Source organism: Caballeronia sp. RCC_10 (assembly GCF_041360715.1).
Lineage (GTDB): Bacteria > Pseudomonadota > Gammaproteobacteria > Burkholderiales > Burkholderiaceae > Caballeronia > Caballeronia grimmiae.
The window spans coordinates 34571-57721 of the sequence record NZ_JBFUPT010000022.1 but is presented as its reverse complement, the minus strand read 5'-3'; the positions used below and the strand labels follow the sequence as shown (position 1 = coordinate 57721).

The 23151-nt window shown below is 64.0% G+C and carries 21 protein-coding genes and 1 pseudogene; 6 read left to right on the top strand and 16 right to left on the bottom strand.

Annotated elements, in window-relative coordinates; translation table 11 throughout:
• Nucleotides 1-22: 22 nt before the first annotated feature.
• A complete protein-coding gene (locus tag AB6804_RS26070; RefSeq protein WP_370888906.1) occupies nt 23-385 on the bottom strand; it encodes a hypothetical protein in 363 nt (120 codons plus the stop codon).
• A 494-nt stretch (nt 386-879) separates the two neighbouring features.
• Complete coding sequence (locus tag AB6804_RS26065; protein ID WP_370888890.1) at nt 880-1287, bottom strand: hypothetical protein; 408 nt, start codon at nt 1285-1287, stop codon at nt 880-882.
• A gap of 322 nt (nt 1288-1609) precedes the next feature.
• On the opposite strand from AB6804_RS26065, the gene AB6804_RS26060 reads away from it, so the two are divergent.
• Entirely contained in the window at nt 1610-3154 is a 1545-nt protein-coding gene (locus AB6804_RS26060) for a methyl-accepting chemotaxis protein (protein ID WP_370888889.1), read from the top strand.
• Between the two features lie 227 nt (nt 3155-3381).
• On the opposite strand, the gene AB6804_RS26055 is transcribed toward AB6804_RS26060, so the two are convergent.
• On the bottom strand, nt 3382-4716 hold the full coding sequence (locus AB6804_RS26055; RefSeq protein ID WP_370888888.1) for a PLP-dependent aminotransferase family protein: 1335 nt from the start codon (nt 4714-4716) through the stop codon (nt 3382-3384).
• 160 nt (nt 4717-4876) lie between these two features.
• On the opposite strand from AB6804_RS26055, the gene AB6804_RS26050 reads away from it, so the two are divergent.
• Nucleotides 4877-5476, top strand: coding sequence for a DJ-1/PfpI family protein (locus AB6804_RS26050; RefSeq protein WP_370888905.1), 600 nt, complete (start codon nt 4877-4879; stop codon nt 5474-5476).
• Nucleotides 5477-5666: 190 nt separating this feature from the next.
• Here AB6804_RS26050 and AB6804_RS26045 read toward each other — a convergent pair.
• A pseudogene (locus tag AB6804_RS26045) lies at nt 5667-6544 on the bottom strand (NmrA family NAD(P)-binding protein).
• Between the two features lie 127 nt (nt 6545-6671).
• Here AB6804_RS26045 and AB6804_RS26040 point away from each other — a divergent pair.
• The 3 genes from AB6804_RS26040 to AB6804_RS26030 are packed head-to-tail and all read left to right on the top strand — an operon-like array spanning nt 6672 to nt 8058.
• Nucleotides 6672-7565, top strand: a complete 894-nt coding sequence (locus AB6804_RS26040; RefSeq protein ID WP_370888887.1) for a LysR family transcriptional regulator — start codon at nt 6672-6674, stop codon at nt 7563-7565.
• Between the two features lie 57 nt (nt 7566-7622).
• Nucleotides 7623-7889, top strand: a complete 267-nt coding sequence (locus tag AB6804_RS26035; RefSeq protein WP_370888886.1) for an HAD family hydrolase — start codon at nt 7623-7625, stop codon at nt 7887-7889.
• Entirely contained in the window at nt 7837-8058 is a 222-nt protein-coding gene (locus AB6804_RS26030; protein WP_370888885.1) for a hypothetical protein, read from the top strand. The genes AB6804_RS26035 and AB6804_RS26030 overlap by 53 nt, the downstream gene beginning before the upstream one ends.
• A 661-nt stretch (nt 8059-8719) precedes the next feature.
• Here the strand turns inward: AB6804_RS26030 and AB6804_RS26025 are convergent.
• From AB6804_RS26025 to AB6804_RS25995, 7 genes are all read right to left on the bottom strand, one after another.
• Nucleotides 8720-9649: an electron transfer flavoprotein subunit alpha/FixB family protein gene (locus AB6804_RS26025; RefSeq protein WP_370888884.1), complete on the bottom strand. Its 930-nt coding sequence runs from the start codon at nt 9647-9649 to the stop codon at nt 8720-8722.
• Nucleotides 9650-10399, bottom strand: coding sequence for an electron transfer flavoprotein subunit beta/FixA family protein (locus AB6804_RS26020; RefSeq protein ID WP_370888883.1), 750 nt, complete (start codon nt 10397-10399; stop codon nt 9650-9652).
• 51 nt (nt 10400-10450) lie between these two features.
• On the bottom strand, nt 10451-11638 hold the full coding sequence (locus AB6804_RS26015; protein WP_370888882.1) for an NAD(P)/FAD-dependent oxidoreductase: 1188 nt from the start codon (nt 11636-11638) through the stop codon (nt 10451-10453).
• Between the two features lie 99 nt (nt 11639-11737).
• A complete protein-coding gene (locus AB6804_RS26010) occupies nt 11738-12523 on the bottom strand; it encodes an ABC transporter ATP-binding protein (protein WP_370888881.1) in 786 nt (261 codons plus the stop codon).
• Entirely contained in the window at nt 12511-13281 is a 771-nt protein-coding gene (locus AB6804_RS26005; RefSeq protein ID WP_370888880.1) for an ABC transporter permease, read from the bottom strand. The genes AB6804_RS26010 and AB6804_RS26005 overlap by 13 nt, the downstream gene beginning before the upstream one ends.
• Nucleotides 13282-13291: 10 nt before the next feature.
• Nucleotides 13292-14314, bottom strand: a complete 1023-nt coding sequence (locus tag AB6804_RS26000) for an ABC transporter substrate-binding protein (RefSeq protein ID WP_370888879.1) — start codon at nt 14312-14314, stop codon at nt 13292-13294.
• Between the two features lie 129 nt (nt 14315-14443).
• On the bottom strand, nt 14444-15445 hold the full coding sequence (locus tag AB6804_RS25995; RefSeq protein WP_370888878.1) for a LysR family transcriptional regulator: 1002 nt from the start codon (nt 15443-15445) through the stop codon (nt 14444-14446).
• A 124-nt stretch (nt 15446-15569) separates the two neighbouring features.
• Here AB6804_RS25995 and AB6804_RS25990 point away from each other — a divergent pair, with 124 nt between their 5' ends.
• Complete coding sequence (locus AB6804_RS25990) at nt 15570-16574, top strand: GlxA family transcriptional regulator (protein WP_370888877.1); 1005 nt, start codon at nt 15570-15572, stop codon at nt 16572-16574.
• A 5-nt stretch (nt 16575-16579) separates the two neighbouring features.
• Here the strand turns inward: AB6804_RS25990 and AB6804_RS25985 are convergent, their stop codons facing one another.
• Genes AB6804_RS25985 through AB6804_RS25965 form a run of 5 tightly spaced genes read right to left on the bottom strand, consistent with a single transcriptional unit; the run spans nt 16580 to nt 23146 of the window.
• On the bottom strand, nt 16580-17773 hold the full coding sequence (locus AB6804_RS25985) for an NAD(P)/FAD-dependent oxidoreductase (protein WP_370888876.1): 1194 nt from the start codon (nt 17771-17773) through the stop codon (nt 16580-16582).
• Nucleotides 17774-17831: 58 nt separating this feature from the next.
• Nucleotides 17832-19460, bottom strand: a complete 1629-nt coding sequence (locus tag AB6804_RS25980) for an NAD(P)/FAD-dependent oxidoreductase (RefSeq protein WP_370888875.1) — start codon at nt 19458-19460, stop codon at nt 17832-17834.
• Between the two features lie 8 nt (nt 19461-19468).
• Nucleotides 19469-20830 carry an MmgE/PrpD family protein gene (locus tag AB6804_RS25975; RefSeq protein WP_370888874.1) on the bottom strand — a complete coding sequence of 454 codons (1362 nt, stop codon included), beginning with the start codon at nt 20828-20830 and terminating at the stop codon, nt 19469-19471.
• Nucleotides 20827-21894, bottom strand: a complete 1068-nt coding sequence (locus AB6804_RS25970; RefSeq protein ID WP_370888873.1) for a 2Fe-2S iron-sulfur cluster-binding protein — start codon at nt 21892-21894, stop codon at nt 20827-20829. Before AB6804_RS25970 ends, AB6804_RS25975 begins: the two co-directional genes overlap by 4 nt.
• Nucleotides 21887-23146 (bottom strand): SRPBCC family protein, encoded by a 1260-nt coding sequence (locus tag AB6804_RS25965; RefSeq protein ID WP_370888872.1) that lies wholly within the window; start codon nt 23144-23146, stop codon nt 21887-21889. The genes AB6804_RS25970 and AB6804_RS25965 overlap by 8 nt, the downstream gene beginning before the upstream one ends.
• Nucleotides 23147-23151 lie beyond the last annotated feature (5 nt).

Here is a 23151-nt window from a genome sequence, read left to right as displayed (position 1 = left end):
CGGATAGCCCGTCAGCAGTGCATCAATAGCCGTAATAGGCCCGTCGCCGCTCGTACTCTTGGCGCTCCCGCCATTCACGGCGCTCCCGCCATTCGTGTTCACGCCACTCGCGTTGTCGCCAGTCTTCGCCATAAACGACCGGTGCTGGCGCCGTTTGATAGACCACCACCGGCGGAGGCGGGGGAGAATAATAGACAGGCGGCGGCGGGGGCGGGGCGTAATAAACAGGCGGTGCGGCGTACATGGGCGCCGCATATCCCAAGCCGATACCCACGCTGACGTGTGCTGAGGCGTTGATCGACGCCAACGACAATCCGGTGGCAAGAGCGATCAAGATCCGGGCGGAAGGTTTTTCTGCGCAAGACGTCTTGTTCGCGCTGGTCATGCTGGCCATGTCGGCTCCTTGGTAATGAGCGCTTAACGCGTCACGCCCGGGGCCGGTGCACAAGAGATTTGTGAGTAATGTAACGAGGGTCGATGGCCAATTGCGGGGTTTCGTCCCGACGTTGTGCGGCGACCCCATAACGGCTCATGAGTTGCTCGACTAATTCGCGCAAGCCTAGTCGCCGGTCGGTTTGGGCGGAGGTAAAGCGCTGGATAGAAGTCGTTGCGCTTAATGCGAACGCTAATCACAGTTCCGTCCCTTTCTGGCCTACGCGGCTCGCCGGGCGACACGCCCGCCCGCTTCTCAAGTACGCTTGCCGCGAGCAGATGCTCATTGCGCACAGGACGGCAGCGCGTTCGACGGACGATGCGCATCGCGTCCGGGTCTGCAGAATCTGATAACGAGACCGTGCGCATGCTCGCAGTCGGACGGGCTGTCATGCCTTCGCGAGCGCGGCGAAGGCAGCATCCGCTAAGTCAGCGGCGCCAGGTCGCCTACCGGGAGCGAACCCTGATAACCATTGGAAGTTCGCCGTCTATCGCGACGCAGATGCTCACATTCGTCGCGTGGAGGTCACGGACGATTCTGGCCTCTGTTTCGACAGACGTCAGCCCTGCGGTATGCCGTTCGACAACAAGCAAGACCACTGGCGGGCAACGCGGCACCTCGTGCGGGAACCGGTAGCCCGGCGCGCGCACGGCTTCGAGTGCGCGCTTCCACAGCGGGGGCCGCTGGTCAATTTCAGTTGCACATGTGTAACGAGGCTCCCGACCCGCCAAGCCCTCTGGAACGTCGGCAGTGAAAGCCTTGACGAAGGTGCGGCTGAAACCGCTTGCCCGCGCCTTCGCGAATGCTCGAAGCGTTCGATAGTCACGGTCGTTCTTGAGCAGGTCAATGGGCATGCGATTCCCCAGTGCGCCCTAGTTCAATGTCAGAAAAGCCGAATTCGGGCGGCGCCGGCATGGCGACCTTCCAGAGTCGGCGCAGCAGCATTGGTTCACGACGGAGGCTGCTCCTTCGCACGTTTCGTGGCCTCTGGTGCGTCGCCGGATCCCTGCGTCCTTTGCGCCCGAAGCTAGTCGAGACACGGCGTAGACATGGTCTCTTGCGATAAACGCCACACTCGGGTTTCAGAAGAGCGGCTTTTTTTGCGCAAACCGCGCCCAGCCGCTCAAGCGATCGGTAATTTTGCCGTAAATAAGGGTTTCTACTGACCGACTAGTTATGAAACCCATTCCCTTCCGGGTCCGCATGTGGATCCCCTTGGCGATCAGCCTCGTGTGCCTCACTGCACTGTCAATCTTCGATGCGTTTGAAATGCGCGCGATCCGATTCGAGGAACGTCGCGCCACGCTCGGCGCGGTCACGGACGCTGCCCTCAATACAATCAAAGACTACGCGGCAAAAGTGCAGACGGGGCAGCTCACGGACGCCGAAGCCCGCAAACAGGCGGCCGAGCGCGTGCGCGTGATGCGTTACGGCGACGATGGCTATTTCGCCATCATCGATCCCAATGTCACGCTGGTGATGCACTCAACGAAGCCAGAGATGGAAGGCAAGAGCGCCAAAGACATTCAGGACAAGGACGGCGTTCACATGTGGTCCGATGCGGTAGCGCTTGCACAGCGCGACGGCGAGGGCTTCCTTCGGTATAGCTGGCCGAAGCCGGGCGCAAGCGAAAGCGTGCCCAAGCTCAGCCATGTCGCCTCATACAAGCCGTGGCAATGGACGATTCTGACGGGTGTCTACCTCGATGATCTTCAGGCGGACTTTATGCGGTCGGTATATCGCGCGCTTCTGGTGCTCGCTGGCATGGCCACGCTGCTTGCGCTGACTACAGTGTTGCTTAACCGTTCCCTGCGACGCACGCTTGGCGGAGAGCCGGAATACGCAGCTCGAATCGCAGACGGTATTGCGGGCAACGACTTATCGGTGTCGGTCGTGACCGAACCGGATGATCGCACGAGCCTTCTGTATTCGATTAGCCGTATGCAGCGGCAACTGAAGCAAACCGTCACGGCCATTAAGACCTCTGCGGATTCGATCGCAACTGCGTCCAAGCAGATTGCGGCCGGCAACCTCGATCTTTCCCAGCGTACGGAAGAACAGGCGGCATCACTCCAGCAGACTGCAGCAAGCATGGAAGAATTGACGTCAACGGTTACTAACAATACAAGTAACGCGCACGAAGGGAATCGTCTGGCTTCTGCAGCGGCAGACGTCGCCAACCGCGGCGCAAGTGTGGTCTCCGATGTTGTAGCGACGATGGAAGCGATCAACAGCGACTCTAAGCAGATCGCGGAGATTGCCGGAATCATCGAGGGAATAGCGTTTCAGACGAACATCCTGGCCCTGAATGCTGCCGTCGAAGCCGCGCGAGCGGGCGAGCACGGGCGAGGCTTTGCGGTGGTCGCCTCGGAAGTGCGATCCCTTGCGCAACGGTCGTCAGCGGCATCGAAAGAAGTGCGCGATCTGATCGACAGGTCGGTTGATCGAGTGCGCGCTGGAACCACCCACGTCGAGGATGCTGGTGCAACCATGACGCAGATTACAGAAGCCATTAGGCGAGTCACTGGATTGATGAGCGAAATCGCCGCTGCCTCTGAAGAGCAAAGCAAGGGCATCGGGCAAGTCAACCAGGCGGTATCGCAGATGGACCAGGTCACGCAACAGAATGCAGCGCTCGTTGAAGAGGCCGCGGCTGCCACGAATGCGCTCGAAGCTCAGGCGGGCGGGTTGCGCGCGTCGACGGCGGTTTTTGTCGTCTGATGCATGGCTGAAAACGACCTTTATGTCACTGTCGAGGACGGCTGAAACGCCCTACTCATGTTGGGTGGGCGCGTCCCAAGTACTTCGGAAGCGGCCGTTCCGGTTGCTCAGATTGGAACGGCCGGTACGGCCGACAAAGAACTTCGTGGTCGGAGCCACGATGACCGGTAACCGGACAGTCGGTGACGTTCGCAACGCTCAGTGATTGCTTGACAAGATCGGCTTGATCAATACGTGTAGGCATTGATAGCGTCTCGCACCGTTCCTAACGACTCACGCAGCGATGTCAGATCAACCGATCCAAGCGCAAGACGAATTGCGTGCGGTACCTGCTCGGTCGTCGCAAATGGTTCTGCTGTCGAGACGGCAATGTTCTCGCGAATCAGCGCCATGGCAACGAGATCTGCTCGCACGTCCTCTGTGAAGGGAAGCCATATGAAATATGAGGCCGGGTGCGCGATGCGTGTGATTCCCGTTAGCACTTCGGCAGCGATCTGTTGCCGGACCCTTGCATCATCGCGTTTCTGGGCCTCTAGCTGGCTGACTGTGCCATCGACAATCCAGTTACAGGCAATCGCCGTCATCACGCCGGCGGTGTTCCAAGCCGTGGCGCGAATGGCGCGTTCGATCATCGGCACATAATGCGCTGGTGCTGCAACAAACCCGACGCGCAGCCCGGTCGCGACGCTTTTCGACAAGCCCGACACATAGATGGTCAGCTCTGGCGCTATTGCTGCAACAGGCGCCGGCGCATCTTCGACAAGAAAAGCATATGCCGCATCCTCGATGATCAGCAATTCGTGCTTGCGGGCAATCGCAACTAGCTCTTGCCGTCGCTCAGGTGTCATCACACAGCCTAGAGGATTGTGCAGCGTCGGCATCGTATAGACCGCGCGAACATGGCGGTCTTTGCAAATGCGCGCCAACGCGGTGAGGTCCAGGCCATCGCTGCGGATGGGAACAGGTGCGAGGTCGAGTCGCATCGTTTCCGCGAGAAGCTTGAAACCGGGATAAGTCAACGCGTCGACCGCTAGTACATCGCCCGGGCGAAACAATCCCAGCACGACGGCCGCCAATCCATGAGTCGCCCCATTAACGATCAATATCTGTTCCGCTGCTACTTCCATTCCCCGCGCCAGGAGGTGACGGGCAAAAACGGCTCGCTCATGTTGCCTTCCGGCGTGCGGCTGATAGCGGAGAAGCGCCTCCAGATCTCCCGACGACGCTAGTTCGCGCAGGGCACTCCTGAGCATTTCGCCTTGGCCCGGTAGCGATGGCGAGTTGAAATTCAAATCGGTCAGACCCGAAAGGGCGGCTTGTTGCTCTATGCCTAGCCCCGCCGGGAGTGAAGTTTCCCTGACGAAAGTACCGCGCCCGGTCTCGCCAACGACCAGTCCAATTGCCTCGAGCTCCGCATAGACGCGCGAGGCGGTAACGAGCGCGACTCCCTCCCGTCTTGCTAGCTGGCGGTGGGTCGGCAGACGAGCGCCCGGCGAAAGCCGGCCCGATCTGATATCTGCGGCGAAAGCGTCGACTATGGCTTTGTAGCGTGGTTGGACCATCGGAAAGCGTATGCATGACAATTATTTGATTGTCTTAATTCTCTCGCATACGATGCGTGCTAGGCAAACGCTCGCATCTACCGATATCGGCGACGCCCTCCGACAGCACATCCAGCCGCGACCGGGCGCTGCGCGCGGCGATTCAATCAGGGACGACCTTATGCATATCGCCATCCTTACCTTTGACGGTTTCAACGAACTCGACTCATTAATCGCGCTGGGCATCCTCAACCGGGTTAAGCGGAGTGACTGGCGGGTGTCCATCGCGAGCCCCTCGTCGCGTGTCTGTTCAATGAATGGGGTCGTGCTTGAAGCCCACGTCCCGCTGACGGAGGCTGCCAACGCCGACGCGGTGATCGTGGGTAGCGGAAGCAAAACTCGGGAGGTCGTCGCAGATGCAGGGGTGATGGCTCAACTGCGGCTTGACCCGTCGAGGCAGTTGATCGGTGCACAGTGCTCAGGGACGCTCGTACTCGCAAAGCTGGGACTGTTGGATGGCGTGTCGGCCTGCACGGATCTGACTACCAAGCCTTGGGTTGTCGAAGCAGGCGTCGACGTGTTGAATCAGCCGTTCTTTGCGAACGGCAACATCGCGACGGCAGGCGGATGCTTCGCGTCCCAATATCTTGCGACCTGGATCATCAGTCGTCTCATGAGTACAGAAGAAGCCGCCAGCGCGATGCATTACGTTGCACCCGTAGGCGAGAAAGATGAGTACGTTTCGCGAGCGATGCGACATATCCAGTCGGTAGGCGCCTAAAAAACCCTTACGGTCTGAACGAGGCTTCGCGAATCGACCTTCCGGACGCGCGGCGACTCTTGCCGCTTAGCGTCGAATCGACGATTAGGACTCAAGAAGAGTTGTCGCTTCGGCGGACTCGTGAAGAAACTGAGGTACGAACAACGTGCTGTTTGAAGCGGCGTCGACGCAAAGGATGGCGTTCGGCACTTTATTTGCCTCCCCACTCGCTTGCCGTGGTGAGTGCGAAGTCATGGTAGTTGCGCGGCGCACGCCCGAGCAGTTGACTGAACCTTTCGATCTCGCCAGCGGATGCCACTGCCCCATCCTGCTGATAACGCTGCAGCATCAGCCGCATGTCATACGCGAGCCACGGCGGCGTCATCGTCTTCATATACGATTCGAACCGATCCAAATCATCGCCGCCGTACTGCACTTCGCGGCCGAGTGCTTCCGACCAGATCGCCGCGACATTTGCCGACGTGATCGCGTCCGGGCCGACGAGCGCGTAAGTCTCCGAGGGCAGTGGCACGTCCGAGCGGTCCCGGCGCAGAAGCTCGCGCGCGGCTGCATCGCCGATATCGCGGACATCGACCATCGAAATTCCCCTGCTTCCAATGGGCATGCCGAAGAGGCCCTGCCCGAGCATCGGCTCCTTCTGACGCGCGTCGTTCTGCATGAAATAGGCGGGACGAAGTATCGTCGCGGGCATGTCGAACGCCTCGATCATGCGTTCGGCGGTGCGCTTGCAACTGAAGTGCGGAACATCGACGTATTCCTCGCCCTTGAACACCGACAAATAGACGATTCCGCGTACGCCTTCCTCGCGGGCGATGCTTAACGCCTGCAGCGATTGCGTGAGCTCATCGGCGGCGACGGGCGCAAGCAGGAACAGCGTCGTCACGCCTTGCATTGCCGGCGCAGTCCATCGACATCTGCAAGTTCACCCTGCACCCGCGTCACGGCTGCCGGAAGATCTGCGCGCTCGGGCGAACGCGTCAGCGCGCGCACATCGGCACCGCTGTCCTTGAGATGGTCGAGAACCTGTGTGCCGATGATGCCCGTACTGCCCGTAACGAGAATGCTCATGTCAGCTCCTGGAAGGTGAAGGCTCGGTGCGAGCCGGTGACTGCTACGATAGGCGTTCCGAAAACCTTGCGAAAGCGCCGAATTCAAGACACGCTGTCCCGTCAGCGGAACGATAGAGGAAAGGGTCATGGATCTGAACGCGCTCGCGGATTTCATCGCCGTCGCACAACATGGCGGTTTCGGTCCGGCCGCGCGCGCGACGGGCCGACCGAAGGCGACGCTGTCGCGGCGCGTCGCGGAACTGGAACAACAGCTGGGCGTGCGGCTCATCGAACGCGGCGCGCGCACGACGCGCCTCACGGAAGAGGGGCGCGCGCTGTTCGAGCGCACGAGCGGTCTGCTCGCGGAGATCGACGAAGCGGGCGACGACATCGCATCGCGTGCGCCCACACCGCGCGGGCGCCTGCGCGTAAGCGCACCGATGGTCTATGCGCATGTCGTGCTCGCACGCGCCGCCGCGAGATTTGCGCTGGCGTATCCGCAGGTCGAGCTGGAGGTTGTCGCGGAAGATCGTATCGTCGACCCGTTGCAGGACGATTACGATCTGGTGATACGCGTCAATCCTTCGCCCGACGAGTTGCTCATCGGGCGCGCGATCGCCACCGATCGCCGCGTGCTCGTCGCCACGCCCGCGCTCGCGGAATCGCTCGCGAACACGTTGAGCAATGCGGGTCCTTCGCTGCCTGCGGTGGTGCTCGCGCGTGCCAGCCATCCCGCGTGGACGGTTCGATTGAGCGACGGCAGCGAGCGCATTGTTACGCCGCAGCCGATGCTGCGCCTGTCGTCGCTTCTGATGGTTCGCGAAGCGGTGCTCGACGGCGCGGCCGCCGGCTTGCTGCCTCACCTGCTCGTGGAATCGGATATCGCTGCGAAGCGGCTGACGATGATCGGCTGCGAAGCGGGCCCCGGCGTCGAGATATGGGCGCTTTACAGTTCCCGACGCCTCTTGAGCGCGAAAGTGCGGGCGTTCCTGAACATGCTGGTGAGCGCCGAGGCGCGAAGTGCATGCGCTCGTTCGTGAACGATTCGGGCTTGCGGTCGATTTCGGTGAACGGTCGGCGTTTCGTGCGCGGCGTATTTGAACGGCGGATCGAGGCTCACGCCGCGTCCTGGCGCGCTTGAGGCGTATCGCGCGGCGAAGGCGGCCGGCATCACGCCGACGATTGTCTCGAACGCTTCACGCATGGTGCTGGAAGCCAATCTGCGCGCGCTCGGCATCGAAGATCCTTCGCTCAACACGGTCAGCGTCGATGAGGTACGTTACGGCAAGCCGAGCCCGGAGCGGTACCAACGTGCGTCCGTGGCTCCTGCGGCTCGCGCCGGAAGAGGTCGTCGCGGCCGATAGTCCGACGGGCGCGGGCGGCGCCATCGCGGCGAACATGCGTGTCATCGGCTGGCCCGTCGATGACGAAGCCGCCGCGCTCCTTCCCTGCGAAACGCACATCTTGCGCTCGCCGGATGAACTGGCGGCAAACCTCGGACTGGACGCATTCTCGTTGTCGAAGGTAGGCTAACGCGGCTCGTTGCGACGCTGAGCATCGAGCTGACCTCCAGTTCGCCGGGCTTTTCAACACCATCGGCCAGTTCCGGTCATACGGACAGCCACCAGTGAGGACATTTGAGCGACCGTAATACTTCAAGCAGCGGCCATTGAAGCCGCGCGGAAGCAAACGGCAAAGTGGGCGGCCAATCGCGTCGGGCAGCAGCTGGCAACTTCACGCAACCTCAGCGACTCGGTCGTCGAGGCTATCAATGACGGCTTCGGCCTTGGAACGTTGCGGGTGGATGCTGATCGTACTCACCGCGAAGCTCAGGAGCACCTCCTACCCGGGCAACAATCCGACTGTCCTGTAACTGCTCATCAAGGCGTCGAACAAGGCAATGTCTGCCCGGCCGCGCGCCATCAGTTGAGCTGCTCGTCGATGGCGGGCGGATCCTTTCGTGACGGCTAGCCAAGGGAGAGAGGGCCGCGGAAAGGGGTGAAACGGCATCTTTTGATTGGATTCGGAAACGCTGTCGAGCCAGGTGGCGTCGTCGATGATTCGCGCTTTCGTCGCCTTCGAACACGGGAGGGCGGTCCTATGTGGGGACAGGCCAAGTCCATACGAAGTACGCGCATCGAAACGCTGCTTCAGGCAGGATCAGGAGGCGGTCAATCCCACGGGACTCAGCCCATCACAACCCCTTCACGAGCTGCGGCACCGCCTCGAACAGATCGCCCACGAGCCCGTAATCCGCGACGCTGAAGATAGGCGCTTCCGCGTCCTTGTTCACGGCGACGATGACCTTCGCGTCCTTCATGCCGGCAAGATGCTGAATTGCGCCCGATATCCCGACCGCGACATACAGCTGCGGCGCGACGATCTTGCCCGTCTGTCCGACCTGCCAGTCGTTGGGCGCGAAACCCGCATCGACAGCCGCGCGCGACGCGCCAACCGCCGCGCCGAGTTTTTGCGCGAGCGGATCGAGCAGCGCGAAGTTCTCAGCGCTTCCCATGCCGCGCCCGCCCGAGACGACGATGCGCGCGGACGTAAGCTCGGGCCGCTCGCTCACCGCCACCTCGCGACGCACGAAACGCGCGCGCAGCGTCCCCGCGACGGCCTCTTTGGTGTCGACGGGAGCGCAAGCGTCGGACAACGGCGCGGCATCGAATGCGGTGGTGCGGATCGTCAGGACCTTGATCGCGTCATCGCATTGCACGGTGGCGATGGCGTTGCCCGCGTAGATCGGCCGGTCGAAAGTATCGGCATCGTGAATGGCGATGACATCGGGAATCTGCGAGGCATCGAGCTTCGCGGCGACGCGCGGCGCGACGTTCTTCCCCGACGCCGTCGCCGGAAAGAGCACATGCGTATGGGACGGCGCGAGCATCAGCACCTGTGCGGCGACGTTCTCCGCGAGACCATCGGCGAGATGCGATGCATCGACGAGCACGACGCGATCCACACCTTCGATACGGCTCGCGGCATCGGCCGCGCCGCGCGCATCGTGACCCGCGACCAGCACGTGCACGGGCGCGTTCAACTGGCGCGCGGCGCCGATCGTATTGAGCGTGGCCGCCCTGAGGCGCGCGCCGTCGTGATCCGCAATGACGAGTGTGCTCATTCAGATGACCTTGGCTTCGTTCTTGAGTTTGTCGACGAGCGCGGCGACGTCGCTCACGCGCACGCCCGCTTTGCGCGCCGCCGGTTCGACGACCTTCAGCGTCTTCAGGCGCAGTGAAGGATCGACGCCGAGATCGGCGGGACTCAGCGTATCGATCGGCTTCTTCTTTGCCTTCATGATGTTGGGCAGCGTCACGTAACGCGGCTCGTTCAGGCGCAAATCCGTCGTCACGATGGCAGGCAGCACAACCTGGATGACTTCGAGACCGCCATCCACTTCGCGCGTGACCGTGGCGGTATCCGCGCCCATCTCGATGTGACTCGCGAAGGTCGCCTGCGGCCAGTCGAGCAACGCGGCAAGCAACTGGCCCGTCTGACCGGCGTCGTCGTCGATGGCCTGCTTGCCGAGGATGACGAGTCGCGGCTGTTCGCGCTCGACCGCGGCCTTCAGCAACTTCGCGACGGCCAGCGGCTGCAATTCCGCGTCCGTCTGAATGAGCACGCCGCGATCCGCGCCGATGGCTAGCGCCGTGCGCAGCGTCTCCGTGGTTTGCGCCGGACCGCACGTCACCGCGATCACTTCGCTCGCGTGCCCGCCTTCCTTCAGGCGAGTGGCCGCTTCGACGGCGATCTCGTCGAACGGATTCATCGACATCTTCACGTTGCTCGTTTCCACGCCGCTTCCATCCGCCTTCACGCGGACCTTCACGTTGTAATCGACAACACGTTTCACTGCTGCCATGACCTTCATGGTTGCATTCCCTGGTTCGAATCCGATGAGAAAAGCGCGACGCCGCGCGCCTCAGGACACCGCGCCGACGCCGTATTTGCCGGTCAACAATGCGCCGGTCGCAAAGCGTTCGACGGAATACGGCGTGAGCGACACATCGGTCGGCAAGCCGAGCGCGGCCTGCGCGAGCACCTTGCCGACGGTCGGCGACAACTTGAAGCCGTGCCCCGAAAAGCCATAACCGACGACGAGACCTTCGATGCCCGGCAACGCGCCGAGCACGGGATTCCAGTCGGGCGTGACGTCGTACACCCCCGTCCACGACGACGCGATGCCCGCCGCCTCGTAGGCCGGGAAGCGTTCGGCGACCTGCGCGCCGACTTCGACTACATAGTCCATCGAGATATCGCCTTGTTCGATGTCCGCTGTGCCGAGCTTCTCGCCGGCGGTGCCTTCGCTAACGAGCATCTGATTGCCGCCGTAGCTGCGGCAATACAGCATGCCCGGCGATGCGAGGTCCTTGAACACCGGCATTGTGTACGTATAGGCCGCGCCTTCGCATTCGAGCGCGAGCACCGCGTGACGCTCGGGCGACACCGGCAGCGTCGCGCCGGTCCAGCCCGCGAGTTCCGGCGTCCAGATGTTCTGCGTGCTGACGACCATCGATGCCGCGAAATCGCCCGCGCTTGTCGATACGCCGCGCACCCGGCCGTTCGCGATCAGCAAGCGATTCACCGTGACGTTCTCGCGGATCGTCACGCCGCCGCGCCGCGCGGCGCGCGCGAAACTCGTCGCCGTGAGATAGGCGTCGGCGAAACCGGCTTCGGGCTCGAAGCCGATCAGTGCGGCATCGTCGAAACGCGCGATCGGCATGAGTTCGTGCGCCTGTTGCGCGCTCAGCAATTCGAGCGGAATGCCCTGGCTCTTCTGCTGTTCGAGCGATTCGCGCAACGGCTCGACCTTGTCGCCATCGGCCGCGACGATCATATAGCCGCTCTTGACGATGCCGCACGATGCTTCTTCATCGCCGAGATAGGCCGCGAAGTCGTTGAACACGGCCCACGACTTGCGCGCGAGCTCGACGTTCTCCTTCACCGAATAATGCGTGCGCAGAATGCCCGACGATTGCGACGTCGTGCCCGCGCCGATAGTCGCGCGATCCAGCACGAGCACGCTTTTCGCGCCCAGCTTCTGAAGATGAAACGCGACGGAACTGCCGATCACGCCGGCCCCGATCACCACCACGTCATAGGTATTCACTGTTGCGCGTCCTTTTTCATGCGGATGATGATGCAGTGTGCCGCGTCGCTGCCGCAACGCCGCATCCATAAGCGAAAACGATGCTGAGCAGAAGCGATTTCACGCAGCGCCTTCGAGTCCCTTCATGACTTCGGCCTGCACCGTTTCCCAGATCGATTTCTTCATCTCCAGATACGCGGGCGAAAGCTGCACTTCGGCGCTGCGCGGCAACGGCAGATCGTTGCGGATGTCCTGCACGATGCGCCCGGGCTTCGCGCCCATCACGATCATGCGCGTGGAGAGCATCAGCGCTTCGTCGATGGAATGCGTGATGAAGACGATGGTCTTGCCGCTCTTTTCATAGAGCGATAGCAGTTGTTCCTGCAGCACTTGCCGCGTCATCGCGTCAAGCGCGGCGAAGGGTTCGTCGAGCAGCATGACGTCCGGATCGTTCGCGAGCACGCGCGCGATCGATACGCGCTGCTTCATGCCGCCCGACAGCTTGCCGGGATAGCTGTCCTCGAAGCCCTTCAGTCCGACGGCTTCGATATGACGCCGCGCCGCCTCGCGCCTTTCGGCCTTGCCGACGCCGCGCATCTTCAGCCCGAACGCGACGTTCTCGCTCACGGTCTTCCACGGAAAGAGCGCGTATTGCTGAAATACCATGCCGCATGCGGGCTCGACATCCTTCACTTCCTTCCCGTTGACGAGCACGCGGCCCTGCGTCGGCTGCTCGAAGCCGGAGATCATGTTGAGCATCGTCGATTTGCCGCAGCCCGACGCGCCGAGCAGCACGACGAACTCGCCCTTCGCGATATCGAGATCGACTTCCTTCAACACCTGCAACGCGCCATAACGCTTCGCGACGCCTTCGAGCCGGATCATCGGATGATTCATCGTTGCCATGACAGCACTCCGCGTTCGATGAGCCGGAACACGGCATCCGTCACGAGCACCGTGATGCTGATGAGCACCATGCCGAGCACGACGGTATCGGTCTGGAAGAACTCGCGTCCGTTCATGATCATGAAGCCGAGACCTTGTTGCGCCGCGACGAGTTCGGCCGAGATCACGCAGGTCCACGAGAGTCCGAGAATCACCTTCATGCCCGACAGAATCTGCGGAATGCAGCCGGGCAGAATGACTTCGAACATGACCTGCCAGCGGTTCGCGCCGAGATTGCGCGCCGCGCGGATGAAGATCGGGTCGATGCTGCGCGTCGCGTCGATCACATACAGCAGTGCGGGCGCGAACGAGCCCATGAAAACGATGCTGTACTTCTGCGTCTCGGTGATGCCGAACCACAGCAGCGAAAGCGGAATCCAGCTCATTGACGGCAGCGGTCGCAGGAACGACAGCAGCGGATCGAACACCGCGCGCGCCACACGCGACGTGCCGAGCATGATGCCGAGCGGTATCGATACGACCGCTGCCGCGAGAAAGCCGACCATCACGCGGCGCGTGGACGCGAGCACGTTGTCGAAGAGCGAATGCTGATTCCACATGCGCATGCCGCGCGCCAGCACTTGCGATGGCGCAGGCAGAAAGACCGCTTCGACGAGACCGGCGCGGCACACGAGTTCCCACAGCAGCAGAAAGCCGATCAGCGAGCACGCGCTGACGACGAGCAGGCCGCCGCCCGCCCATTTACGATTCGATGCCATCCGTCGAGGCTCACAGATAAGTTGCGTTGATCCAGTCCGCTACCTTCGGCGACTGATCGATCTGCTTCAGATCGACGAGCATGTCGGAGAGCTTCTGCACGCCATCGACGAACGGTCCCGGCTTGCCGCCGCTGCCCACGAAAAGCGCTTTCTGCTGCGCGTGCGAATACCACTGCGTCTGCTTGAGAATCGCCAGTTGTTCGTCTTCCGACAGGTTCGTGAGCGTCATCAGAATGGGCGCCGCCTTTTCGGGGCTTTGCGTCATCATGTCGCTGGCCTGCGCGATGCCCTGCAGAAAGGCCTTCGGCACCTCGGGATGCGCACTCGCGAACGCCGTGCGCACCAGCAGCACGTCCGGTCCCGGCGTCAATTGATACTGCTTGTAGAGCGAGAACGACGAATCGTCGAGCAGGAGCTTGGTGTCGGGCAGCGCCCTGATGCGGTCGAAGGTCGGCGTCCATGCGGCGGCGGCATCGATCTGATTGCCGCGATAAGCGGTGAGCAGTTCGTTCGCGGGCAGATTGATGATGCTCACGTCCTTGGCCGGGTCCATGTTGGCCTGACGCAGCACGTCGAGCAGCAGCACATGCGAACTCGATGCATACGTGACGCCGATCTTCCTGCCCTTGAGATCCGCGAGCGACTTCACGTTGCTGCGCACGAGCAGCCCTTCTGACTTGCCGAAGTTATTGGGCGTGGAGATGAGCTGGAACTGCTTCGCGCCGTTGGCCATCAGCGCGAGCGCCGAGACGACGCCCGTGCCCGCGATATCGATATTGCCCGCCATCACCGCGCCCATGCGCGCCGAGGACGTCGAGAACGATTGCCACCGGCAGTCGATGCCGAGCTTCGTGAAGATATCGGTCTTCATCGCGACATACGCCGCGTAGTGGCCGAGCCACGCCGAGCCGCCGTAATTCACGGTCGTCGCCGCGCGCGCGAGCGGCGCGAATCCCGCGCCGAAACCCGCCGTGGCCGCAGCCGCGCCGATCCAGGATGCCTGCTTCAGAAATGTACGGCGATTGCTTGTCATCGTTATGCCCTGTCTGAATGTGAGGTGGGTCCGGCGGTCTGTTGCCGATGGTAGTGGCGAACGTCGCCCGGTCATTAAGCCATCTGACCGAATCAGAAACTCTTATGTTTTGAAGCAGTTCCGCTAATTTCATGCTGCGCCTCGCGCATCGAGGTCATGAGCGTAGACGTCGAACAGTTCGGCGGGCATGCCGGGCAGGGCGGCGAGCAATCCCGGCGCGATCACGTCGCGCGCGACGGCGATGGACTCGCGCGACACGGCATCGGCCATCGCGGACCATTCGGAGCGGCGCGTGAGAATGTAGAAGTGTCGATGCCCGATGCGCGTGGCGGGCAGCGGCACGACCGTCACGTCCGGCAGATGGGCGCGCGATTGCCACAGACACAGCGGTGATGTGATCGCGCAGCCGAAACCGGACGCGACGAGACTGAGCAGCGGATCGGTGTCGTCGAACTCGTAGCGGTTGGGCGCATGGAAGTTCATGTGCCTGACGAGCCGCTCGACCTGTTGCCCGATCAGCGAGCGTCCCGTGTAACGCAACAGCGGCAGTTCGCGTACGACGTCGTGAAAGTCGCGCGGCTTGCGGCCCGCGCCGAACGTTCTCGGCGCAACGGCGACGAACGTCTCCGAGAACAGCGGACGCAATTCGACGCGGCGCGGATCGAGCGTCGCTTCGGTGCAGATGGCGAGATCGAGTTCGCGATTGGCGAGTTGTTCGCTAAGCGTCGGCGTGAGGCCGGACCACATCGAGAGCGTCTTCATGCGGTCGGACAGGCGCTGCACGAGATGCGGCCCGACGCTCGCCGCGAACGAATCCACGCAGCCGATGCGCAGACTCGACACGCCTTCGCTCGTCGCGTTGCGCACGTTATGCGAAACCGCCTGCGCATGTCCGAGCAGCGCGCCCGCCTGTTCGAGCAGAATGCGGCCCGCCGCGTTGGGCCGCACCGGTCTGAACTCGCGATCGAACAGCGCCACGCCCTGTTCGCGTTCGAGTGCCGCGATGAGCTGGCTCACCGCGCTTTGCGTGACGCCCAGCACACGCGCGGCCTCGGTCATCGAACGCGTTTCGCAGACCGCCACGAACGCCTGCAATGCACGCAGGTCTACCCCGACGAAAGTGTTTCGCATGGTTTCCTCCCGCGCCCATTCTGCCGTATAAGCTTCGCCGCGCTCTGTTCGCACGGGTATTTTCGCGGCGATAATGACGGGCACACGCATCGAACAAGGCGCCTTCGTTTACGCGGAGGTTTTCATGGTCCATCTCACGCGCCGCGCTTTGATCTCTCACTCTCGTTCGTCCGATGCCGGGCCGCGCCGGTTCGTCTTTCTGCTCGCGGACGGCTTGTCGATGATGAGCCTGTCGTCCGCCATCGAGCCGCTGCGCTCGGCCAATCGCCTCGCGGGCGACACGCTTTACGACTGGACGCTCGTGAGTCTCGACGGCGAGCCGGTGCATTCGTCGAGCGGCATTGCGCTCGCGGCGCGCACGTTCGACGACGTGTACAAGGACGCCGATTACGTGTTCGTCTGCGGCGGCCTGCGTCTCGCGCCCGCGCTCGAACCGGCCTTCGTCGCGGCGTTGAAGCGCGCGGCACGCACGCAGGCGGTCATCGGTTCGCTTTCGACGGCGACCTATCTGCTCGCGCTCGCGGGCTTGCTCGACGGCTACCATTGCACGATCCACTGGGAGAATCTCCCCGCGTTCACGGAGGCGTTTCCCGACCTGCTATGCAGCAGCAAGCTGTTCGAGATCGATCGCGACCGCATGACGTGCTCGGGCGGCATCGCCGCGATGGACATGATGCTGCATCTCATCAAGACTCAGCAGGGCAGCGATCTCGCGGTGCGCGTCGCCAATCAGTTTCATCACGAACGCATGCGCGATACCGCCGACGATCAGCGCGGCTGGCGCGATCAGAATCACGCGAGTTTGCCGCGCGGCATCCGCCGGGCCATTGAAATGATGCGCGCGCATGTCGAGACGCCGTTGCAGATCAACGATATCGGCTCGGCCATCGGCATGACGTCGCGGCAGATGGAGCGTCTGTTCCTTCGGCATCTGAACGCGACGCCCGCGCGCTATTACGTGCAGTTGCGGCTGGAGCGCGCGCACGACATGCTGACCTATTCGAGCGTGCCCGTCGCCGATGTCGCCTTGGCGACGGGATTCGCGTCGCCGTCGCATCTGGCGCGCTGGGTGCGTCGCGCGTACGGCATCAGTCCGACGGAGTTGCGCGCGGCGCAGCCGAAATCGTGACGCGCTTATGCGGTTTCGAGCACCGGCGCCGTGGCTCGCAGCGGCAGGGGCAGCCAGCCTTGAAGTTCGCGCCAGTGCGGTTCCAGATGCGCGAAGCGCGCAAGCGACAGCGACGAGAGATCGGCGAATCCGCATCGCCCGTCGACGACCAGATCGCGGATCGCGTGGCCGCTCGCCGGCGACAGGCCGAAGCCCACGCTCGATAACGTCGCGACCGTCACGTTCTCTTGCGCAACCGGACGATCGATCACGGGCCGTCCATCCGGCGTGTTCTCGATATAGCCCGCCCAACTGCGGATGACCTTCGCGTGCGCGGCCTTCGGCAGCAGCGCCGCGAGCCGTGCGGCGATGCTGCATTGAAGCGGCGTCGAATGCGCACGCACGTTGCGCACGTCATCGAGTCCGATCCATTCGTGCGGACCGCCGCCGAACGCGAGATTGCCGCGCAGCGTCTGCCGTCCGTAGAGGCCGTTGCCGTCGACGCCGCCGAGCGGCATCAGCGGAAGCGGTTCGGTGACGATCATCTCCGCGCGCGCCGCCGCGAGCGGCACGTCGATGCCGAGTTGCGCCGCGAGCACGCCCGTATGCGGGCCGGCCGCGATCACGAGATGATCGCAGGCGAAGTCTTCGTTCGGCGTCTGCACGGCGCTTACGCGCCCGCCTTGCGTGACGAAGCCCGTCACCGGCGTATGCTGCAGGATGCGCGCGCCGTGATCTTCCATCGCCCACGCATAAGCCTGCAACGTGCGATGCGGATTCGCATGTCCGCCGAAGTGATAGAAATAACCGGCATACACGTTGTCGCCCGTGAGCGGCACGAGTTCGCGCACCTGCCTGGCATCGAGCACTTCGGAGCGCAGGCCATGATGCTCGCCGTTTTCAAGCGCCCGGCGATACAGCCTGAACTGATGCTCGTCGAGCGCAATGCGGATGCGCTCGCGGCAAAACTCCGTCGGATAACCGAGCAGGTCGTCCATCATCGGCCAGAGTCGTTGTTCTTCCATGAAGAGCGGGCTGTGATGATGCGAGCAGCCGCCGCCGTTACGTCCCGACGCGCCCCAGCCGATCATGCCCGCTTCGAGCACGAGCACGTCGATGCCCTCGCGCGCGAGCCACCATCCCGCGGAGAGCCCCGTCACGCCGCCGCCGACGATGACCACCGATGCGCCCTTGAGTTTGTCTGCTGTCGATGTGTTCATGCTTGCGCGCCTTCGATTGCGTGATTGGCCTGGTTATGTCGACGTAAAAACGATGCCGCTATTCACTCGCCACCGGTTCTCCGGTCTGCCGCGTGCCCGCTCGATACAGCGGATCAACGCGCCAGAACGGCACCCATTGCGACGCCATGCCGAACCAGCTATCCCAATGCGAGCCCGTCGACGAGGCTTCGGCCACGTCCGCGAGTTGCCGCAGCGCGAGCGGACGCACCGGCGCGCGGAACGTCGCGAGCGGAATGTGCGGCAGCGCGCAGCCGGAGCCGATCGCGAGCAGCGCCGCCACTTGTTCGCGGCATCGGCGGCCCTGACACGGACCCATGCAGGCGCGCGTGAGCCGCTTGACCGCATCGGGATTCGGCGGGCCGCTGCGTGCGAGTCCGGCGACGCCGCGCGTGTCGTGCGCCGCGTTGGCGGGATGCCAGTCGAGATAACGCGGCGGACGCACGTCGAGGATTTCGCGCGCGGTGACTTCCTCGCACTGGCACACGAACGGCTCGCCCGCCGCGCCGAGCACGCTCGCGCGCACCCACGCCACGCGCGACGCGGCGATGTCGTGCGCGGGCGCGTCGGGCTGCGTGACCTGCGCGGTGCCGCAAACGCCCGGAGCATCGAGCGCCGAACGCGCCGCGCGCCGGCCTTCTTCCCGCGCGATGCCGTCATCGCGGCTCTTCGATGCCCACACGCCCGCGCAGTCGCCCGCCGCATACGCGAACGGCAGCGACGTGCGCTGCATCGCATCGACCTGGGCGACGTGACCGCCGCGCGCCGCATCGAATGTCGTGGCGCAGCCGGCCGCTTCGAGCAGTTCGATCGCGGGCAGCGCGGCGATGCCGAGCAGCACCGTATCGCATTCGAAAGTGACCGACGTGTCCGCATGGGGCGATGCCGCTTCGACCGACGTGACGCCGTACGCATCGCCGCGCGCGTGCCGCACGACGTGCCGCGTGAGCAGGCGCGCGCCACCCGCTTCGAGTTGCGACGCGAGCGCGGCATCGCCGACGATCGCGTCGGACTGTTCGATCACCGCGACGATCCGCACGCCGCGCGCCATCAGATCGACGGCGATGTTCAGCGCGTGTGTGTCGCTGCCGACCAGCACGGCGCGGCGCGCATCGAGTGCGCCGTAGAGCACGGCGAGCCGCCACGCGGCGCTCGCGCCCATCACGCCGGGACGCTGCCAGCCGTCGAAGGCGAGGCCCATGTCGCGCCGTCCGGATGCGACGATCACCTGTTTGAAGCCGATGAGCCACGTACGCGACGCATCGGCGAGACCGGCAACGTGCGTGTCCATCCACGCGCTCGCCGGGCCGTGCGGAAAGAGGCCCCAGACCGCCGTGCCGAGCTTCACGTCGACGCCGGCTTCCAGCGCATCGCCGAGTTCGGGGCGCGCGTCGAGCATGGCTTCGAGCATCGCGTTGGCGTTGCCGGCCACGGCGCCCATGCGGCCGCCGAAATGCAGCGGCACGTCCTCGCCCATCGTGTGGAGTGGCACCGGGTTTTCATCGACGAGCGTCACGCTGACGCCGCGTCCCGCCGCTTCGAGCGCAGCCGCGATGCCCGCCGGACCCGCGCCGACGATCAGCAGATCGGTCGATTCATCGACGGGCGGCGCCTTGCCGGCGACGGATGCGGGATCGTAGAAGGGCGTTTGCATGGCTTCGTTGTCCATCGGGACTCTCATTGCGTAAAGTTGGGCGCGTTCAGCACGAGTTCGCATAACGTCGACGCGCTCGCGTGAGGTTCGGCGAGCGCATCGACGGCGGCTTCGAGTTCGCTTGCGAAGCGTGCGCCGAAGCGCGCTCCGGTCAACCCGCGGAACTTGCCGCGTTCGGCTTCAGGCGTCATCGGGCGCGCGGGATCGCCGCTCGCCTGCATCGCGCCGGAGTCGAGGCGCCGGCCATCGCGCAGTTCGACCGTCACGCGCGCCCAGCGCTCGGCGGGAAACGCCGCGTTGAAGTCCGCGCGCTCGTGCGTGACGAGGCGCGGCAGCAGCGCGCGCACGGCGGGATCGATCAGTCCTTCATCGCCGATGGTGTCCGCGTCCACGCGGCCATGCAGCAACGCGGCGGCGACGGGAAACAGCACGCCGTATTGCGCTTCCTCGGTGGTGCGCGGCGCGTCGGACCACAGGCGCTTCGCTTCGTGAAAAGTTTCGATTTCCACACGTTCGACGCTGGTCGCGTCGAAGGCGGCCTGCGCGCGCACCGCGAGCGCCGCCGCAATCGACGGATGCGCCCAGCGGCATACCGGATACGGCTTCACATACTGTTCGAGGATCAGCCAGCGCTCGCCGAGATCGGCAAACATCGCGGGCGCGTCGCGTTCGACGGTCGTCGCGGGCGCGCCGGTGAAGCCACGCGAGGCGAGCAGCGCCGCGCTGATGCCCGCTAGCGCGCCCCAGCACGAGCCGTCCTTCAGCATCGTCGGATGATCGATGCAGCGCATCATGTCCGAGCGCGGCCCGTGATACTCCGCGATGCCGAGCGCATGACGCGTCATCGGCACGTCGAAGCCGAGCGCGCGGCTCGCGATGGCCGCCGCCGCGAGCGCATTCCACGCGCCCGACGTGTGATATTCGCGGCTCGTCGCATGCAGCGCGATGCCCGCGCGGGTGCCGAGTTCGTAGCCGAGCACTGTCTGCACGATGAACTCGCGCCCGCTCATGCCGGGCACGCGTTCGGTCATCGCGAGCAGCGCGGGCAGCACGGTGACGCCCGCGTGCCCCTTGGTGAGCGCGTGGCCGTCGTGGCCGTCGAAACTGTCGATGGTCGCCGCGCCCGCGAAGGCCGCTCCCGCCGCGCTCGCGATGCGTCCGTCGAACAACATGCGCGCGGGCGTGCGGCCCGCCGCGAAGCAATCGAGCGTGTGTTCGCGCGCGATCGACGACATGCACGTCGATGTGCCCGCCGCCGCGACGGCGAAGAGGTCGAGCAGACGGCGCTGCGCATCGCGCACGACGGCATCGGGCAGCATGTCGAAGCGCAACGCGTGCGTGAAGCGGCTGGCGTCGTCTTGCAGCGGCGGAGCTGGCTTCATCATCGGAAGGCGATTTCGACGTCGGTGGATGGACGGCTGGAGCACGCGAGAATGAAGCCCTGCGCTTCCTCGGCGGCCGATAAACCGCCCGCGTGCTGCATCGATACGACGCCGGACACGCGGCGCACCTTGCATGTGCCGCACAAGCCGCTCGCGCAGCCGCACGGAATCACCACTTGCTGACGCGTCGCGGCGACGAGCAGCGTTTCGCCCGCGCGCACGTCGAAGCGTTTATCGCCCAGTGTGGCGTGATGAACGGCGTCCGGCGATGGCAAGACATCGTGTTGCGACGCCTCGACGGGCACGGGCCCGAAATGCTCGATATGAAACGCCGCGCGTCGTGCGCCTTCGGCCGCGTGAATCTGCCGGATGCTCTGCATGAAGCCCGCCGGTCCGCAGCAATACACCGTGCGGCGTCCGAAGTCGGGCGCGATCGCCCAGAGCGTGCCGCGCGTGATGCGTCCACGCAAGCCGAACCAGCCCGGCGCGGGCGCGCTCAGCCACACGCTGACCTTAAGATTCGGCATGCGCGACTGAAGCGCCGCGAGTTCATCGGCGAAAAGAATGTCGGCGGCGTTGCGCGCGCTATGCAGCCATGCGACATCCGCATCCGGCTGGCTATGCGCGAGCGTGCGCAACATCGACATCAGCGGCGATGCGCCCGATCCCGCCGATACAAACGCAAGCGGCGCCGCGTTCGCTGCGTCGAGCGTGAAGCGGCCGAGCGGATAGCGCGCGTCGATGCGCGTTCCCGGCGTCAGACGCTCGTGCAGCCAGCGCGTGGCGACGCCGTCCGCCTGCGCCTTGATCGTGAGTTCGAGCACGTCGCGCTCGACGGGCGACGACGCGATCGAAAACGTGCGGTCGTGACGCACGCCGTCGATATCGAGCGTGAGCAGCATCGCCTGACCGGGCGCGAAGCGGCGCGCGCCGTCCGCGTGCGGATCGCGCAGGCGAAACGTCTTGACGCCCGGCGCTTCATCGCGCACGGCGATGCATTCGAGCGTGCGCGCCTGCGCTTCGTCGGACACGACTAGCGTTTGCGCTTCGACCAGCACGTCAGCCATTCGACACCTTCAGTTCGATCGAACGATGCGCATGCGTGCCGTCGAGATACGACGCGAGCTTGTTCGCATACCAGTTGGTGAAGTTGCGCAGCATGAATTCGGACGGCGCATACGGACCCGGCGTGTAAGCGATGGACCCGACGCCGAGCTGATTGTTTGCCGCGAGCCGCGCGTCCTGCTTGTTGGTCGCGTTCCACACCGAGGTCAGCTTGTCGATGTCGTAGTCGACGCCTTCGACCGCGTCTTCATGCACGAGCCAGGTCGTGCGCAGCATCGTGCGCGACGCCGACAGCGGCAGAATCCGGAAGTGAATGATGTGATCCGCGAGAAAGTGGTTCCAGTTGTTCGGCACGCGGAACATGCGCACCGAACCGAGATCGGGCTCGGTGAGATCGCCGAGCAGCTTCGCGCATGCGGGCGATCCGTCCGGCGTGAACGACACCGCGCCGCGATGAAATGGCAGCCGGATGCAGCGGAACTCGTCGCCGCCATCGGCGGGCAGATGCGGCAGGCCGTGACGTTCCCACTTCGAGGCTTGCGCGTCCATCAGCAAACGGAAGTCGCCCGAGCCGGCGGAATCGTCGGGCAGGGCGAATTCGATCAGCGTCGCGAGCAGTTCCGGATGATTGCCGACGCAGTGATAGCACTCGCGATTGTTCTCGATGACGAGCTTCCAGTTCGCGTCCTCGATCATCGTCGAGACGGCGGCGACTTTCGTGCGCCACGGCTGATGCGGCGCGATGTACGGCGTCACGGCGTCGCGAAAGCGCGCGATGTCGGGCGGCGTATCGGCGAGGCAGATATAGACCATGCCGCACACGACTGCGACGTGCACGGGCCGCAAGCCATACGCTTCGCGCTCGAAGCCCGCGGGCATCTGCCGCGCATGCAGCAGCGAGCCGTCGAGTTCGTAGACCCACTGGTGATACGCGCACGTCAGGCGATGCGCGTGGCCTTTTTCGTCGAGACAGATGCGCGAGCCGCGATGCCGGCACGTATTGAAGAACGCGCGAATCTCGCCGTCGTTATCGCGCAGCACGATCGCGGAAGTCGGACCAATTTCGAGCGTCAGATAATCGCCCGGCTCGCGCAACTCGCAGCCATTGCACGCGAAGATCCATTCGTCGTTGAAGACCGCGTCGATATCGAGCTGGTGAAAGGCGTCGTCGGTATAAAACGGCTGCGGCAGCGAGAAATTGTCGCGGCGTTGCGCGAGGGCGGCGCGCACGCGCGTCGGGTCGATCATCGTCATGCTCT